Origin of the sequence: Runella sp. (genome assembly GCF_965279615.1) — a bacterium.
In the GTDB taxonomy this organism is placed as follows: Bacteria; Bacteroidota; Bacteroidia; order Cytophagales; family Spirosomataceae; genus Runella.
Genome location: NZ_OZ257252.1, coordinates 5,785,997 through 5,802,247, shown reverse-complemented (window position 1 = coordinate 5,802,247; position 16,251 = coordinate 5,785,997). Strand labels below are relative to the sequence as shown.

Sequence of the window (16,251 nt, the reverse complement as noted above, 5' to 3'; positions counted from 1 at the left end):
TCTAGTAATTAAAATGCAGGAATCAGACTTACATAAACTTATTGACAATCTTCTTCTGGAATCGGAAGAACGGACTTGGTTAGAATTTAAAACCAATATTGCTGCCAGCAACGCCAGTATAACTCCCGAAGGCGTAGGTGAGTATATCTCGGCACTTTCTAACGGTGCCACCATTAGCAATAAAGACTTTGGGTATCTACTTTTAGGTATCAAAGATGGCAATAAGCACGTAGTGGGTACAAATCTGCAAATTAGTACTTATAAGGTTGGAAATCAGGATTTTGAGCTTTGGTTACGCAATTTTATATATCCTAAAATCAACTTTGAGGTATTTGAAACCAACTATCATTCTCAGCATATAGTTCTGTTTAGAATCCCTGCCGCCAAAGGAGAACCAACTAATTTTCAAAAAAAGCCATACATAAGAATTAACAGTCAAAAAACGGACTTACGGAATCATCCTGCTTATATCCGTCAAATTTATAACTCACTGGAAGACTGGTCCGCAAAAATAATTGAGTCGGCATCAGTGGATGATTTAGATCCGCAGGCGTTAGAGATGGCACGTGCCAAGTTTAAAGAAAAAAACAGCAATGAGTCATTTTACCCTGAAATAGACCAGTGGGAAATGGCTACTTTCTTAGATAAAGCCAAAATAACCATTAATAAAAAGATTACCAATACAGCTATTTTACTGCTTGGGAATCCTGAAGCAGCTCATTATTTGTTGCCTGCCATTTGTGAAATTACTTGGAAATTGGACACAGTTGAAAAAGCTTATGAGCATTTTTCCTGTCCGCTTTTACTCAACACCACCAAAGTCTTACAACGCATCCGAAATTATCAATATAAGTTCTTCCCAAACAATGAACTCCTTGCTACAACAGTAAGCAAGTACGAACCAAGGGTGATTTTGGAGGCATTACACAATGCCATAGCTCACCAAGATTACTTAAAAAACGCTCGCGTCATCGTAACCGAAAAGGCAGAAAAAATAATTTTCAAAAATGCAGGAGGTTTCTATTTAGGCGCGCCCGAAGAGTATTATTTGGGGGATAAAACTCCGGACAGATACCGAAACTCATTTTTAGTAAAGGCAATGGTCAACCTGGGCATGATTGATACCATGGGATACGGTATTTATACTATGCTTTTGGAACAGAGAAAGCGCTATTTCCCATTACCTGATTATGAAGAAACGACGCCGGATAGTGTTGTATTAGCCATATATGGGCAAGAAATAGATGTCAACTACTCAAAACTTCTGATTGAAAATAAAGCGCTGCCCCTTTCTACAGTTGTATTATTGGATAAAATACAGAAAAAGAAGGCAATTAATAGAGAAGCCGCCGAAATGCTGCGCAAGGAAAAACTAATTGAAGGAAGGAGTCCTAATTTTCATGTTTCCGCCACCGTAGCAAAAGTAACGAACAGACAGGCTGATTACATCAAAAACAAGGGTTTTGACGATGAGTATTATCGAAATCTAATCAGGGAATATATTAAAAAGTTTGGTCAAGCAAATCGTAAACAGATTGAAGAACTCTTAATGGATAAGCTTCCTGACATTTTAAATCAGCAACAGAAGTCAAATAAGGTAAAAAATCTATTGTCTTGGCTAAAAAATAATGGAGAGATTGAGCGTCTGGGCATCGGTCAAAAAAAATCCATTTGGCAAGCAAACAAGAATTAGACAGAAGTTAGACACAAATTAGACAGAAGTTAGACAGAAATGACGATTAATGTGCTGATTATTAATTGATTTTATATATTGGATTGACAAGTATTTAAATAATTTATATCCTAAACCTCTATGTCTTACGCTGCAAAACTCGTTTACAATACCCATGATTGGGTAACTCCTTCCAGGGATGTCCATGATGGAGTGGGAATTCATGTAAATATCGGTCAAAATGGCTATAACTTTGGAATGGAGGAGTGGCTCAATAGGCCTTTACTCCGTGAGAGAAACCTTGGGTATTTGGATTGTTATAGGTCAGCGGCACACCCGGGAGTAGCGGATATAGTACGTTTGTTTACATTTCATGATGGTACGGTTTATCATATAGGCAGCCTTTATGGCGTGAGCCAATTGGCTGATGGTGAAATTGCAGGTATAAGAAATGAGCTAAATCAGGCTAACTGGTTGGGGGAAATTAACCGCGATTTTGTACCATTAGGCGATCTGCGTCCAATTTTACAGCATATTGAGTATCAACACATATGGACTCGTAATGCTATCGTTGCAGCCAGAGGAGAAGGATTTATGCTCAATATTGAGTATAAGAAGTTAGAAATGTTTGAAAGAAACCAATGGCGTAATCTGACCGCAATTGATCCTCAGGTTAATATTAAGTGGAAAAAAATATCCAGGAGATACAGAGTGAATGCAGCGTTAAATAACCTTCATTGGTTCTATACATAGGTAAAACGAAGCTTAAATGGAATTTATTGACGTATACAAAAAGCATTTAAGGCAGTATAGCTTGGCAGATGAATTATTCAAATGGGAGCTTTTAGCCAAGTACAAAGGTCAACCGAGCTTGGAGTCCGACAAGTTTGCCGAAGAGCTGAAATCCATTGATTTTAGGAATCTTCTCTTTTACAATGCTTTATCTGTTCGGAACTTACTCCTTAAAGAACGTCCGGATGAATATAGGAAATGTTTTATTACACTCTTTGATGAATCAATTTCGTTGCCGGAACGTATCCGCCGATTTGATTCTGACGTCTTACAAATTTACTGTCAGTATTATCCCCATTTAGGTCATCACCATGACGAACGAACGATTTCTGTCTTCTTAACCTTTCATGACCCCCAAAAATATACATTTTACAAAAGTTCTTTTTACAAAAAGTACTGTGATTACTTAGGCGTAAAACCGAAGAAAAAAGGTGAAAAATTTGCCCATTATTTAGAGTTGATTAGGGATTTGATCGAAAATTATATCAAACCTGATCGCGAACTCATCGAGCTGTTTAGGGAGAAGCTGCCCGAAGAAGTGTTTGAAGATGAGGGTTATATGGTATTGGCGCAGGATATTTTGTATCTGACGTTTGATATGCATATAAATGATAAACAACAGTACTGGATGTATGCTCCCGGTGAAAATGCTGAGTTATGGGATGAGTTCTATGAGAATAAAATAATGGCTTTAGGCTGGGATGAGTTAGGAGATTTAGAAGACTATGAAAGCCGCGAAAAGGTTAAACTGACGCTACAAAAGATAAATGAAACCGATCGTTCTAAAATGAACGATACTTCTGCCAATGTTGATTTTAAGGAAAAAATGCAGGTAGGGGATATTGTTATCGTAAAACGTGGTCGCAGTGAATTGCTGGGTTATGGTGTTGTAAATTCTGAATGCTATTATGATGAGGGAAGGAAATATTACAAAAATTGCCGAGATGTCGAGTGGAAAAGAAGAGGAAGTTGGAAAACCGACCATACTTTGGTTCTCAAAACTTTAACGGACATCACCCACTATAAGTCAGAAAAGTCTGGGTTTAAGTATTATTACGAAACACTTTTAGCACTGATGGAAGATAAAAAGGTTCAAATAGATTTTCCTCTTAACCAAATTCTCTATGGTCCCCCGGGTACGGGGAAAACCTATAAAACGGTCGATTTGGCCTACCGAATTGTACACAATATAGCATCTGAGGTAGTAATTTCCTACGAAAGTGCCCGTAAGTGGTACAAAGAAGAACTCGCCAAGGAAGACACTGAGCGCCAAATAGATTTCATCACCTTCCATCAAAACTATAGCTATGAGGATTTCATTATGGGAATAAAGCCTTTACTTACAGGTGATGGATTAGGATTTAAAAAGCATAAAGGGTTATTTTTTGAAATTTGTGAAAGAGCTTTGGCAAATTTGAAGCAATCCACTGAAGAGGGGACGGATATTATACCCGTTTTCAGTGAGGTATTTGAAGAGTTTCTACGCCCATTGGTCATTGAAGGGAAAGAAATTACCGTCAAAATGAAACGTGAAGAGTTCAATATCACTTCATTAAATGAGAAAAATCTAAACTTCAGAAAACAAAGCGGCGGTTCGGGACATACTTTGAGCTTTAAAACCATTGAGGAGCTGTATAATGGTGAACGGGAATATAATCTGCAAGGTCTTGGGGTTTACTATTATCCTTTGGTCGATGCCCTTAAAGCCATTGCTACAGCTCAAACCAAGCACGTAAATAAGGCAGATTTAAAAAATTACGTCATCATCATCGACGAAATCAACCGAGCCAATATTTCACGCGTTTTTGGAGAATTAATCACCCTTATTGAAGAAGACAAGCGTTGGGGGAATACATATGAAATGGAGGTCAGACTGCCCGATGGAAAAACCCAATTCAGCGTTCCGAAAAACCTTTACATCATCGGAACGATGAATACAGCTGATAAGTCCATTGCACTGTTAGATATTGCGCTCAGAAGACGTTTTGAGTTTGTTGCACTTTATCCCGATTCATCACTGGTAGAAGACGAATGTCGTGATTTTTTTATAGCTTTAAATGAAGCTATGAAAGTCAAAAAAGGAATTGACTTTATGATAGGGCATTCTTATTTTATGAAAAGAGAAGGGCAAGCCTTTGATTTTGTTAAGGTGATGAATGCAAAAGTCATTCCGTTGCTTTCCGAATATTTCTATAATCCACGGGGTGGAGATGAGGTGAAAAGTTTGGTTAATAATGCGCTTTCGAAAGCCCTTTTGTTAAATAGCTACGAGGCCAAGGAAGACAATTACAAATTGATAATCTCAAAGAAAGATGCAGGCAATTAATCTTTTTGAGTTTGATAAGTATGAAAAATTATCCAATACTGAGTTGGTGCCTGGGTTAAAGTCATATCTGGAAGAAGTTTGGGAAAGCCGTAAAAGATACGGAGCTATTGTGGATGAAGATGATGAAATTGATGAGGTAAGCGAGGAAGAAGAGGCAGTGTGGAAGAGAAACAAACAACGATTTCTATTATTTGACGGGACTTTCATACGAGCACGAAATTACGTCGGCTTCATTCAATATGAAGGTGTTAGAATCAATATTTATCCTAAGATATGTAAGGGGATACCTCAAAACAAAATTCTTCCCCAAGTACTTTATTGGCTGGGATACAGCAAACGAGTCAGTTTTCCATTTGCACAGGTACCGTTGAGCTACGAGACCTTCGATAATTGGCTTGAGGCGTTTATATTCCTGTTTGCACATTATTCCGAAGAAACGCTGAGCAGTCAGCCCTATCAGGCTTATCAGGAAATTACGGAAGAAACTGCCTTTTTACGCGGTCGGCTGGCCATATCTCAGTATATTCAAGCAAATGTAATTACAGGCAGACAGCAGTTCTTTCACTGCACCTATGAGCCGTTTGTATACGATAATCAATTTAATCGCATCGTAAAGTTTGTGACACGCTTACTGCTAAGTGTAAGCCAAAGTAAAGCAAATACAGATAAGCTTCATGAGTTGCTTTTTCTATTAGATGAGGTATCTGATATTCATTGCCAAACACCTGACTGTGATTTAGTAAAATTGAATCCTTTGTATCAGGACTTGTCAGTGATTTTGGAAATGTGCCGCTTGTTTTTAAGTTCTTCCACAGTCAATCAACATGACTTCTCAAATGCGAATTTCTGCTTTTTGCTGCCCATGGAAGTGATATTTGAAGATTTTATCTTCGGTTTCGTTGAAAAGTATTTTCCTACAAGAAAACCAAAAGCGCAGGCCAAAAGCTATTTAGCTTTAAACAAAAACAAGGATAAAGTTTTTGACATTAAAAACGATATTATCCTTGAGGCTCCCTGCCTGATTATTGATACCAAGTATAAAATCCGAAATGTGGATGGTAACAAAAAGGGGATTGCTCAATCGGATATGTATCAAGTGTTGGCGTATGCAATTAGGCGGAACATAGATCAAGTGTTATTGATTTATCCAAAAGTCAACGATATAGAAACCTTTAGAGACGAGTTTACCATCGAACTTTCATCAGAAAATAATCATAAAGTATGTGTTGAAGCAATGGATGTGGACGTGAATACACGTGATGAGGAAGCAATAAAAAAGCAGCTAAATCTGAATTAAAGGTTCACTTGGCAAAATGAATCGACAATAATCAGTTTAAACATTTTCAAAATGTTTAAACCATGTTTAAACCGTAGTTTATTGCTTAAACTATAATGTAACAAAAAAGCCTGACAATCTATTGATTATCAGGCTTTTAATGAGGCTCCCGAGGCTGGGCTCGAACCAGCGACCCTCTGATTAACAGTCAGATGCTCTAACCGACTGAGCTACTCGGGAATTTTGGATACCTTGATCGTTTCCGATTTTGGTGGTGCAAAAGTAAGGAGTTCAGTATTTCAATGCAAGATTTTTTTCAAAAACTTTACTGTAATTTTGCTTATCGCCTGATATTCCACAGATTAAAAAGTATCTAAATAGAAAGAAACCCTAATAAATTGCTCACAAATAGCAATAGTAGCCAACTATACTCGCTCTAAAATAAGCGCTTTGATTCGCTGTGCATCACCTTTTGTGAAGTTTTCAATTACAATTTCCGGCCTTGCACGAGGAATTACCCGGATTGTTGCAAAGAACATACCGCTGTCAATTTCTACCCCTGATATGTCGCTATAAAACACAAACTGCTCAGTGCCTCCAATGAGTTTTTTCATTTTAAAACTTACACCTTTATCCGTCAAATGAACCTCATTAGGCCTAACGGGGTCTTTTATACTGCTTGATTTGAATATTTCGTTCATGATTAAATTATTTTATTATTTATAACTATAAGAGACTAACCGATAGGTAAGTAAACTATCTTTTTAGTCTCAAAAAATTCTTCTTCAAAAAAATCCTGTAATTCAAAGATACGGCATTTACGCTTTAACTCCGCTAATTCTTCGTCCAAATCACCTCCTTTTAAAGCAAGTATACCATTCGTAATAGGATGCACATGATTACGACTGATTTTGGGGCGTACCCATTCATATAGTGATGCCATACGTGCTACTGCACGAGTGACTACAAAATCGTAGTCACCATCAGCTTGTTCAGCTCGACAATGCTCTGCCCGAACATTCTTTAATTCAAGTGCTTTGACGATTTCCTGTACTACTTTGATTTTTTTGCCGATACTGTCCACCAAATGAAACTCTGATTCAGGAAACATAATAGCCAACGGTATGCCCGGAAAACCGCCTCCGGTACCTACATCTAAAATACTGGCAAATTCCCTGAATTTTACCACTTTGGCGATACTGAGTGAATGAAGCACATGGCGTTCATAAAGATTTTCAACGTCTTGCCGTGAGATAACATTGATCTGTGCATTCCAGAAAGCGTAAAGCTCCTGCAATTGAGCGAATTGCGCTTTTTGCTGTATCGTTAACTTCGGAAAATATTTCTCTATCAATTGCATAGTTTTTGTCTTAACAGTATTTATTTGGGGAAGAGTTTGTACTCTTCTACTTCCATCTTACTTTTTTACGTCGATTGTACCACATGACAAAAGACATTACAAAATAATAAATAAATAAAGTCATATCCATCCAGGGAATTGCAAACCAATCTACTGAATTATAAAGTTTACGGGAAGCAAGTCCCAATACAATCCACTGTGCCACAAACCGTAAACCAAAAACAACTCCTATTATTAGTATATACGCAAGCAAAGTCGGAAAATTCCATAAACAACCCATAAGCAGGCCCAAAAACAGTAACCAACTTAGTACATGGGTGCCCGACAATATTGCCAAACGGACTTTATTCCCTGTCTTATAATATTTACTTACCGACAAGTGTCGTGTCTTTTGTCGATACCAGTCACTCCAATTTGTTTTTGGAATTGACACCATAAATGTATCAGCATCAAGACAAACCGCTGTATTATGCTCAGTAGCAATCTCGTTCATTAACAGATCATCATCCCCTCCTGTAATCCGTAAATGCGTGTAGAAACCTTTATTTTGAGTAAAAAGCGATTTCTTATACATTAAATTCCTGCCAACTGCCATGTAAGGCTTCCCTGCCAAAGCCAATGATAAGTATTGCACTGCAACATAAAAGGTTTCAAACCGAATCAGACGGTTGAGCAAGCCTGAATGTTTTTCATAAGGAGAAAATCCCAAAACAATTTGTTTTTCTTCGGTAAGATGAGCTGCCATTCCTCGTATCCACTGGTCTGTCGTGGGGCGACAATCGGCATCGGTCAATAATATCACCTCGTGCTTTGCGCCTCTAACTGCAGTCGTGACGGCGTATTTTTTAGGAGTAACGTGATCATATTCCTTTCGAACATGCAAAAAACGAACCTTTCCCCACGCTTTTGCTTCGGTTTCGGCAAACTCCTCGGTTCCATCCCACGAACGATCATCTACAACAATCACCTCATAGTCAGGATAATCCTGCTCCTGAAGCATGGGAAGAAGTTCACGTAAATTTTCCAGTTCGTTGTGCGCACAAACAACTACCGTCACTGCGGGCCATTGTTTTTTTTCAACGGAAGATGGCTGAAGAAGAAGCTTCGTAAATACAAATAAAATATAATACAGTTGAACTAAGACAATTAGTGCAAAAATGCCCAGTAAAATGTTTAAAGTAGGATAAAGTAACCAATTGGTCGAGTAGAATATCTCCATACGGTAGTAAAAAGTGCGCAAATATAACAGGGGTTGAGCAGATGCTAAAGACCTGATGATAGATTAAATGATATAGTATTCTAATTTTGCGCTTTAAAAGTCGATTCACTTCCATGAAATTTGATATTATTCATAAAGATTCCACCACCAAAGCCCGTGCAGGTACGCTACAAACCGACCACGGAACTATTCAGACACCTATATTTATGCCTGTTGGTACAGCAGGAACCGTTAAGGCCGTTCACCAACGCGAATTAAAAGAGGATATTAAAGCTCAAATTATTTTAGGAAATACGTACCACCTCTATTTACGACCGGGATTGGATATAATCGAAAAAGCCGGCGGCCTGCATCGTTTTAACGGTTGGGACAAACCTATCTTGACTGACAGCGGAGGGTATCAAGTATATTCATTGGCCAAAACAGGGCGCAAAATCAGCGATGAAGGCGTAAAATTCAAATCACACATTGATGGTTCAACGCATTTTTTTACTCCTGAAAGTGTCATGGACATTCAACGGCAGATCGGAGCTGATATAATCATGGCTTTTGACGAATGTACTCCTTATCCATGTGACTTTTCATACGCCCGAACGTCTATGGATATGACCCATCGTTGGCTGAAGCGCTGTTGTGACCGTTTTGACAGCACAGAAGCTAAATACGGTTACCAACAAACCCTTTTCCCCATTGTTCAAGGGAGTGTTTATAAAGATTTACGAAAACAATCGGCGGAGTTCATTGCCGGCATGGGGCGGGAGGGCAATGCTATCGGAGGATTATCGGTAGGAGAACCTGCCGAGGATATGTATGAAATGACTGAGTTGGTGTGTGATATATTGCCCGCCAACAAGCCCCGTTATCTAATGGGAGTAGGCACGCCGGAAAATATATTGGAAAGTATCGCACTGGGAATAGATATGTTTGACTGTGTAATGCCTACCCGCAATGCCCGGCATGGTATTTTATACACAACTCAGGGAGTAATAAATATTAAAAATGAAAAATGGAAAGATGATTTCAGCGCAATTGATGAAACCCTGGGAGGATATGTCAGCACTTTTTATTCAAAAGCGTACCTAAGGCATCTCGTAAAATCGGAAGAACTGCTCGGCGCCCAAATTGCCAGTGTGCATAATTTAAGTTTTTATTTGTGGCTTGTCGGTCAGGCTCGTGAACAAATTATTGACGGCACATTTTATCATTGGAAGGCTGAAGTTTTGAAAAAAATAACCCAACGTCTTTGAAAGCTGACAAAAAAGAATTTTCTTTAGACTATTAAAACATTTTTGAAATAAAAATTGAATCCATACTTTTGTTGGCGAATCTGGTCAGGAAAGACTATTTTTGCGATAGTAGATGTTAATTAAACATACAGTGTCACGTATCCCCCTTATTCAACAAAAAGGTTTATTATGAAAAAAGTATCTCTGCTTGTCACATTCGTATTGTTGGGATCATGCTTGCTCGAAACACGGGCGCAGTACAATCCAAAGGCTCCTTACGAAGGCCCCTACAAGCTGAACACTTGGTCTTTAAGTGCTTATCTTGGTCCCAGTCAATTTTACGGCGATTTGCGTGAATATGACTTCTTCCCTGTAGGTACTAATAACTTCGACAGCCGTTCAGAACGTGGAACTATGCACTTTGGTGTATCCCTTGGAAAACAACTTACCTACCTCTTTGGGGCAAGATTAGATGTTGGTGCAGGAAATTTGAAGGGGATGAAACGTCGTATTTATCAGTCTTATTTCAATGCTAATTATTTTCAGGCTGATGTAGCAGCTACAGTTAATATCAAAGGTCTTCTTTTTGGTCCAACTAAATTGAAGCGCTGGAAGATGGATATTTATGGTGGTGCCGGCCAAATTTGGTTTAAGTCTACCGCTTATCAGTTAGGTTCAGGACGTTTACAGCGTCGTTCAGACGATTCGCCAACGTTGCGTAACAATACTACTGAGCTTAACAAAAAAGCTTCCTCTTATACACAGGAGTGGGTAATTCCTGTCGGATTTACTACTTCATACGAATTGACAAAGTATCTTGATCTTGGTCTTGATTTTCGTTTGAATAACGTAAATACTGAAAAACTGGATGCTACCGTCGGTGGAGATCCTTCTTCTATCTACGATGGTCCAACGGGTGGTCGTTTGTTTGAAGGCGGTGATGCAAACAATTTCTTAGGAACACCTAAAGGAAACTCTGCTCTTGATAAATATGGCTATCTGGCCGTAACTTTGACCTATAAATTAGGCAAGAATCCATTGAAAGTAGAAAAGAAAAACGGCAAATGGGCGTATGATTTCAACGCACTTGATGCAGGAAAAGGATTCTATCACCTGCGCTATACTGATCCTAAATTGCTCGTGAAACCTCCGAAAATCCTTACATTGGCCGAAATCGACTCTATTGCTAAAGCTAACAAGCCAAAAGAGATCGACCCCCGTTTGTTACAGGATACGGACAATGACGGTGTATCTGACTACTTCGATAAAGAGCCTAATACTCCGGCAGGAAGTATCGTAACGGGTGCCGGTCAAAAAATCGACTTTGATAAATACGTAAGAGATGCCCTCCCGGGTATGGCTTGCACCGAGATCTTTGCTAATATATTGTTTGATACCGACAAAGCCATCATCAAACCTGAGTTCTATGACTTGCTTAACAAAGTGGTTGAGTTGATGAATAAAACACAGTGTCGCTTACAAATGGCCGGGCACGCTGACCGTCGCGCTTCTGATCGCTACAACGTAGCACTTTCTGAACGCCGCGTAAATGCTGTAAAACAATACCTTGGTCAGGCAGGCTTGAAAGATCCAAACCGTATAGTAGTTGATGCTTACGGTTCATTCAAACCAATCGCTGACAACGGAACAGTAGACGGATTGAAGAAAAACCGTCGCGTAGAATTGAAATTGATGCCTTAATCTTTAAAGGCCCCTCATAGAAAAGACCTTGACAAACGTCAAGGTCTTTTTATTTGGTAGTCACCCAACCCGTTCACTATCTTTACGGCCAGATTAATAAATAAAATGTATCAGCAACTCCTCCAAAAAGAGAAACAAATAGCAATTATTGGCCTTGGTTACGTGGGATTACCTATTGCCTTAGAGTTCGCCAAGTATTTTCGAGTCATTGGATTTGATATTAATCAGCACCGCATTGATATGATGAAGGCGGGGCATGACCCTTCCAATGAACTGGATTCGAATGTTTTTGAAGGAAAAGATATCTTTTTTACGGCCAATCCTGAGGATTTACAACAGGCTCATTTTTTTATTGTAGCAGTTCCTACTCCCGTTGACGATTATAAAGTTCCTGATCTTAAACCACTTATCGGCGCTTCACACGCCATTGGAAAAGCCCTCAAAAAGGGAGACTATGTCATCTATGAGTCAACCGTCTATCCGGGGTGTACTGAAGAAGATTGTTTACCAATTCTGGAAGAAGAGTCAGGACTGAAATTAGGAGAAGATTTTAAAATAGGGTATTCGCCTGAGCGAATCAACCCCGGGGACAAAGAACGCACCATTGACAAAATCCTGAAGATAGTTTCAGGAAGCGATGCCGAAGCATTGGAAGAAATTGCACAAGTTTACGGCAAAATCATTACCGCAGGGATTTACAAAGCTCCTACCATCAAAGTAGCCGAAGCCGCCAAAGTGATTGAAAATACCCAACGCGATCTCAATATTTCCCTGATGAATGAGCTGGCGATCATTTTTGACCGCATGGGCATTGACACTAAGGATGTGATTGAAGCGGCGGGCACCAAATGGAATTTTATTAAATTATATCCGGGTCTGGTTGGCGGGCATTGCATTGGCGTTGATCCCTATTACTTGCTTTATAAAGCCAAAAAATTAGGCTATGACCCACAGGTAATTCACAGCGGACGCCGTATCAATGACGGAATGCCGGCGTTTATTGCAAAACGGTTGGTACAGATGTTGATCCAAAAGAGTAAAAGTCCTCAAAATGCCAAAGTGCTGATGATGGGAATTACCTTTAAGGAGAATGTATCTGATATTCGCAATTCAAAAGTGGCGGATCTGGTGAAGGAATTAATGAGCTTTTCTATTAATGTTCACCTTGTTGATTCGTATGCTTCTCCCAATGAAGTTGCCCATGAATACGGACTGACGCTTATGGATAAGCCTTCGACCGACTACGATGCCGTTATTGTTTCAGTAGGTCATAATGAATATAAAACATTGGACATTGACTACTTTAAATCCATTATGAATGATAAACCGATTTTGATGGACTTGAAAGGAATGTATAAGAATACCGATGAAAATATTACGTATTGGCGATTATAAATAAAGACTGCAAACAAATAATTCTCCGTCCGGAATGATTCTTTTATAAATAGCCGGCACATAAAAGCTATAAGAAGCCATAAACAAACAACTATGTACGATTATCTGATTGTAGGCGCGGGCCTTTTTGGAAATGTATGGGCGCACGAAGCTACCAAAAGAGGAAAAAAATGCCTGGTGATAGACCGACGAAATCATATTGGAGGAAATACTTACTGCGAAAATGTAGAAGGTATTAACGTCCACTATTATGGAGCGCATATTTTTCACACCAATGACAAAGAAATATGGGACTATGTCAATTCATTTGTAGAATTTAATCGCTACACGAATTCGCCGGTTGCGAATTATTACGGTGAATTGTACAACCTGCCCTTTAATATGAATACTTTCTACCAAATGTGGAAAGTGCGTACTCCCGAAGAAGCAAAAGCGAAAATTCAGGAACAAATTGAGGCGGCAAACATTAAAGACCCTAAAAATCTGGAAGAACAGGCCATCTCTTTGGTAGGAACTGATATTTACGAAAAACTCATTAAAAGTTATACCGAGAAACAATGGGGACGCAAATGCGTGGACCTGCCGGCGTTTATTATTAAGCGTCTGCCCGTGCGTTTTACCTTTGATAATAATTATTTCAATGATCGCTATCAGGGTATTCCAATCGGGGGCTATAATAAACTCAATGAAGCTTTATTGGAAGGAATTGATGTTCGCTTGGGAGTTGATTATTTTAAAGATCGGGCAACATTAGATGCTTTGGCCAAGCAGATCGTGTATACGGGACAATTGGATGAATATTTTGATTTCAAGCTTGGCTATCTGGAATACCGCAGTTTGCGTTTTGAACACCAAACGCTTGATACACCCAACCATCAAGGCAATGCCGTGGTGAACTATACTGACGGTGAAACCGCTTATACACGGATAATTGAACACAAACATTTTGAATTCGGTACACAGGATAAAACGGTCATTACGCACGAGTATCCACAGGAATGGACACCCGGGCAGGAGCCTTATTATCCCGTGAACGATGATAAAAATGATAAATTGCTGCGCGAATACCGTAAATTGGTTGATGCGGAAGCAAATGTTATTTTTGGAGGACGCTTAGCCGAATATCGTTACTATGACATGCACCAAGTGGTTGGTTCTGCTCTCGCAAAAGTTCGAAAACATTTTGGAGAATAGAAAAAAAGGATTATATTCGTATAGTTCTTTGGGTAAGTGTTTCTTTTCGTTCAGTGGTTTTATTTTTTTATACGGGAATAAAACAGTGAGTAAGAAACGCCAAAAGCGTCTCAAATGCTGAAAAGCAGTCGCAAAATGGTTTAAGCAAGTTAAAAATTAACATTCAATGGAATGTCTGATTATTAGTTTCCTTAAAATTTTGATGAACTAAGGTGCAAACAAGAAGCTTATTCAAAGAATAAAAAAAACGGGGCAGGTAACTGTCCCGTTTTTGCATTTATGATCTCCGGACAATTACTTTTTCACAAACCGTTGACCTCCGATCAGGTAAATAATGGTAAGCAGAAAAATGGAGAGTATAAAAAAGAGAATAAAGACCCATTCGTATTTTGTACCGCTTAGCCACCATGCCATACCAGCCGTGATAAAAGCGGCTAACCCCATAAGAATAAGGAAAATACCGGCCCAACGAGCCAACCCTTTTAGATCAGTAAGTTGATTTGGGTCATGTGGAAAATTTGACAAAAGATAAATTGCCTGCTTTTTCCAAATAAATAAACCCAATCCTATCAATAAACAGCCTACACCACCAATAACCCATAGATCATTCATTACATTAGCTTTTAATGTTATCAGCCCAATTGAAACGGTCGTCGGGAGAGAATTTCCAAGGGGCTTGGTTGGTTTCAAGGTTATTGAACATGGCATTCCACGAGCCGGGTGCCTGGGCTTCATCCATGATTTTATAACGACGTAACTGTAGAATAATCTCCAGGGGATTGATCAAAACCGGGCATTCCTGTACACAGGCGTTGCAGGTGGTACAGGCTAATATCTCTTCTTCCAAGATATAATCGCCAAGCAGGCTTTTTCCATCGTCTTTAAATTCGCCGCCATTGGCCAACATATTTTTACCTACATCCTCCAAACGGTCGCGGGTATCCATCATGATCTTGCGCGGAGAAAGCTTTTTGCCGGTTATATTGGCCGGGCAAGCTGATGTACATCGGCCGCATTCGGTGCATGAGTACGCATCCATGAGGTTTTTCCAACTTAAGTCGGCCACATCTTTGGCCCCAAAACGCCCGATCTCAGCGGGAACTTCTGTGGTATCGGGCTGTTCTAATCCCAACATGATCTTGACCTCTTTCGTAATATCAGGCATGTTGGGCATTTCGCCTTTGGGTGCTAAATTGGTAAAATAGGTATTGGGAAAAGCCAGAAAAATATGCAAATGTTTGGAATACGTCACGTACAATGCAAAGCCAAAAATGCCCAAAATATGCGCCCACCAGGCAATTCGCTCAAGAACAACCAATGCTCCATCTGATAAGCCTGAAAAAATAGGTGTCAGAAACCCACTGAAAAAGAAGCGTCCCACCTGATGATAATGCTCCACGCTACGTTCCTGTAAAATACTGTCGGCGGCATTCATGCTCAAAATCGCGATCATCAACACAATTTCAATGCTCAAAATGGTGTTGGCATCCAATACCGGCCAGCCATTCAGTTCGCGATGACGGGCAGGTTGCAGCCGTTCTACTTTGGTAATATTACGGCGAATCAGAAAGATCACACAAACGGTAAGCACGCCAACAGCCAGTAATTCAAAAAAGTTGATAAGAATGGGGTAAAAACTGCCCAATATAGGCGCAAACAAACGGTGCATTCCAAAAATACCATCTAAGACAATTTCGAGTACTTCAAGGTTGATAAGCAAAAAACCCGCATAAATGATAAAGTGCATCAAACCCACCACGGGACGATCAAACATCTTTTTTTGGGCAAAAGCCACACGCAGCATGGTAGAGAGCCGTTCACTTGGGCGATCCGTGCGATTTTCGGCCTTGCCAAGCTGAATCGTTTTTTTAATAATTCCGATGCGTTTGCTGATGAGCCAAGACGTTACACCCAGTGCTGCGACAAAAAGAAGTTGTTGAACAATTTGCATATTGGTTCGCGATAGTTAATTTATTCTGCAGGCAGAGTATGAACAAATATCGGAAAAATGAAATAGGAAGCAAATGAACACGATAAAAAACTGCCCGACTATCCCTAAACTTCTTTAAAGTTCTTAACTTTAGGGAAGC

Annotated in this window: 13 protein-coding genes and 1 tRNA gene; 8 read left to right on the top strand and 6 right to left on the bottom strand. The window is 39.5% G+C overall.

Annotation, left to right across the window (positions count from 1 at the left end; all coding sequences use genetic code 11):
- Positions 1–13: 13 nt before the first annotated feature.
- The 4 genes from ACQY73_RS24365 to ACQY73_RS24350 all read left to right on the top strand — a co-directional run bounded on the left by ACQY73_RS24365 (position 14) and on the right by ACQY73_RS24350 (position 6,087).
- Positions 14–1,693 carry an RNA-binding domain-containing protein gene (locus ACQY73_RS24365; RefSeq protein ID WP_428655991.1) on the top strand — a complete coding sequence of 560 codons (1,680 nt, stop codon included), beginning with the start codon at positions 14–16 and terminating at the stop codon, positions 1,691–1,693.
- Positions 1,694–1,813: 120 nt separating this feature from the next.
- Positions 1,814–2,425, top strand: a complete 612-nt coding sequence (locus ACQY73_RS24360; protein ID WP_428655989.1) for a hypothetical protein — start codon at positions 1,814–1,816, stop codon at positions 2,423–2,425.
- A gap of 16 nt (positions 2,426–2,441) precedes the next feature.
- A complete protein-coding gene (locus tag ACQY73_RS24355) occupies positions 2,442–4,790 on the top strand; it encodes an AAA family ATPase (protein ID WP_428655987.1) in 2,349 nt (782 codons plus the stop codon).
- Positions 4,777–6,087 (top strand): McrC family protein, encoded by a 1,311-nt coding sequence (locus ACQY73_RS24350; RefSeq protein WP_428655985.1) that lies wholly within the window; start codon positions 4,777–4,779, stop codon positions 6,085–6,087. The genes ACQY73_RS24355 and ACQY73_RS24350 overlap by 14 nt, the downstream gene beginning before the upstream one ends.
- A 145-nt stretch (positions 6,088–6,232) precedes the next feature.
- Here ACQY73_RS24350 and ACQY73_RS24345 read toward each other — a convergent pair.
- The 4 genes from ACQY73_RS24345 to ACQY73_RS24330 form a co-directional block, all read right to left on the bottom strand.
- A tRNA-Asn gene (locus tag ACQY73_RS24345) sits at positions 6,233–6,306 on the bottom strand.
- A 185-nt stretch (positions 6,307–6,491) separates the two neighbouring features.
- Positions 6,492–6,767, bottom strand: coding sequence for a hypothetical protein (locus ACQY73_RS24340; protein ID WP_428655983.1), 276 nt, complete (start codon positions 6,765–6,767; stop codon positions 6,492–6,494).
- Between the two features lie 35 nt (positions 6,768–6,802).
- Positions 6,803–7,426 (bottom strand): 16S rRNA (guanine(527)-N(7))-methyltransferase RsmG, encoded by a 624-nt coding sequence (gene rsmG / locus ACQY73_RS24335; RefSeq protein ID WP_428655981.1) that lies wholly within the window; start codon positions 7,424–7,426, stop codon positions 6,803–6,805.
- 46 nt (positions 7,427–7,472) lie between these two features.
- Complete coding sequence (locus ACQY73_RS24330; RefSeq protein ID WP_428655979.1) at positions 7,473–8,645, bottom strand: glycosyltransferase; 1,173 nt, start codon at positions 8,643–8,645, stop codon at positions 7,473–7,475.
- A gap of 113 nt (positions 8,646–8,758) precedes the next feature.
- Here ACQY73_RS24330 and tgt point away from each other — a divergent pair, with 113 nt between their 5' ends.
- From tgt to glf, 4 genes are all read left to right on the top strand, one after another.
- Positions 8,759–9,892: a tRNA guanosine(34) transglycosylase Tgt gene (gene tgt / locus ACQY73_RS24325; protein ID WP_428655977.1), complete on the top strand. Its 1,134-nt coding sequence runs from the start codon at positions 8,759–8,761 to the stop codon at positions 9,890–9,892.
- Positions 9,893–10,060: 168 nt separating this feature from the next.
- Positions 10,061–11,572: an OmpA family protein gene (locus ACQY73_RS24320; protein WP_428655975.1), complete on the top strand. Its 1,512-nt coding sequence runs from the start codon at positions 10,061–10,063 to the stop codon at positions 11,570–11,572.
- 105 nt (positions 11,573–11,677) lie between these two features.
- Positions 11,678–12,967 (top strand): nucleotide sugar dehydrogenase, encoded by a 1,290-nt coding sequence (locus ACQY73_RS24315; protein WP_428655973.1) that lies wholly within the window; start codon positions 11,678–11,680, stop codon positions 12,965–12,967.
- 93 nt (positions 12,968–13,060) lie between these two features.
- Positions 13,061–14,161 (top strand): UDP-galactopyranose mutase, encoded by a 1,101-nt coding sequence (glf, locus tag ACQY73_RS24310; RefSeq protein WP_428655970.1) that lies wholly within the window; start codon positions 13,061–13,063, stop codon positions 14,159–14,161.
- Between the two features lie 294 nt (positions 14,162–14,455).
- Here the strand turns inward: glf and ACQY73_RS24305 are convergent, their stop codons facing one another.
- Both ACQY73_RS24305 and ACQY73_RS24300 read right to left on the bottom strand, forming a co-directional pair.
- Positions 14,456–14,773, bottom strand: coding sequence for a DUF3784 domain-containing protein (locus tag ACQY73_RS24305; RefSeq protein ID WP_428655968.1), 318 nt, complete (start codon positions 14,771–14,773; stop codon positions 14,456–14,458).
- Between the two features lie 4 nt (positions 14,774–14,777).
- Entirely contained in the window at positions 14,778–16,112 is a 1,335-nt protein-coding gene (locus tag ACQY73_RS24300) for a 4Fe-4S dicluster domain-containing protein (RefSeq protein ID WP_428655966.1), read from the bottom strand.
- Positions 16,113–16,251 lie beyond the last annotated feature (139 nt).

Coding starts and splice junctions, on each gene's coding strand:
- ACQY73_RS24355 (WP_428655987.1), top strand. CDS start 2,442: ATGGAATTTATTGACGTATACAAAAAGCATTTAAGGCAGTATAGCTTG.
- ACQY73_RS24300 (WP_428655966.1), bottom strand. CDS start 16,112: ATGCAAATTGTTCAACAACTTCTTTTTGTCGCAGCACTGGGTGTAACG.
- ACQY73_RS24330 (WP_428655979.1), bottom strand. CDS start 8,645: ATGGAGATATTCTACTCGACCAATTGGTTACTTTATCCTACTTTAAAC.
- ACQY73_RS24360 (WP_428655989.1), top strand. CDS start 1,814: ATGTCTTACGCTGCAAAACTCGTTTACAATACCCATGATTGGGTAACT.
- ACQY73_RS24340 (WP_428655983.1), bottom strand. CDS start 6,767: ATGAACGAAATATTCAAATCAAGCAGTATAAAAGACCCCGTTAGGCCT.
- tgt (WP_428655977.1), top strand. CDS start 8,759: ATGAAATTTGATATTATTCATAAAGATTCCACCACCAAAGCCCGTGCA.
- rsmG (WP_428655981.1), bottom strand. CDS start 7,426: ATGCAATTGATAGAGAAATATTTTCCGAAGTTAACGATACAGCAAAAA.
- ACQY73_RS24305 (WP_428655968.1), bottom strand. CDS start 14,773: ATGAATGATCTATGGGTTATTGGTGGTGTAGGCTGTTTATTGATAGGA.
- ACQY73_RS24350 (WP_428655985.1), top strand. CDS start 4,777: ATGCAGGCAATTAATCTTTTTGAGTTTGATAAGTATGAAAAATTATCC.
- ACQY73_RS24315 (WP_428655973.1), top strand. CDS start 11,678: ATGTATCAGCAACTCCTCCAAAAAGAGAAACAAATAGCAATTATTGGC.
- glf (WP_428655970.1), top strand. CDS start 13,061: ATGTACGATTATCTGATTGTAGGCGCGGGCCTTTTTGGAAATGTATGG.
- ACQY73_RS24365 (WP_428655991.1), top strand. CDS start 14: ATGCAGGAATCAGACTTACATAAACTTATTGACAATCTTCTTCTGGAA.
- ACQY73_RS24320 (WP_428655975.1), top strand. CDS start 10,061: ATGAAAAAAGTATCTCTGCTTGTCACATTCGTATTGTTGGGATCATGC.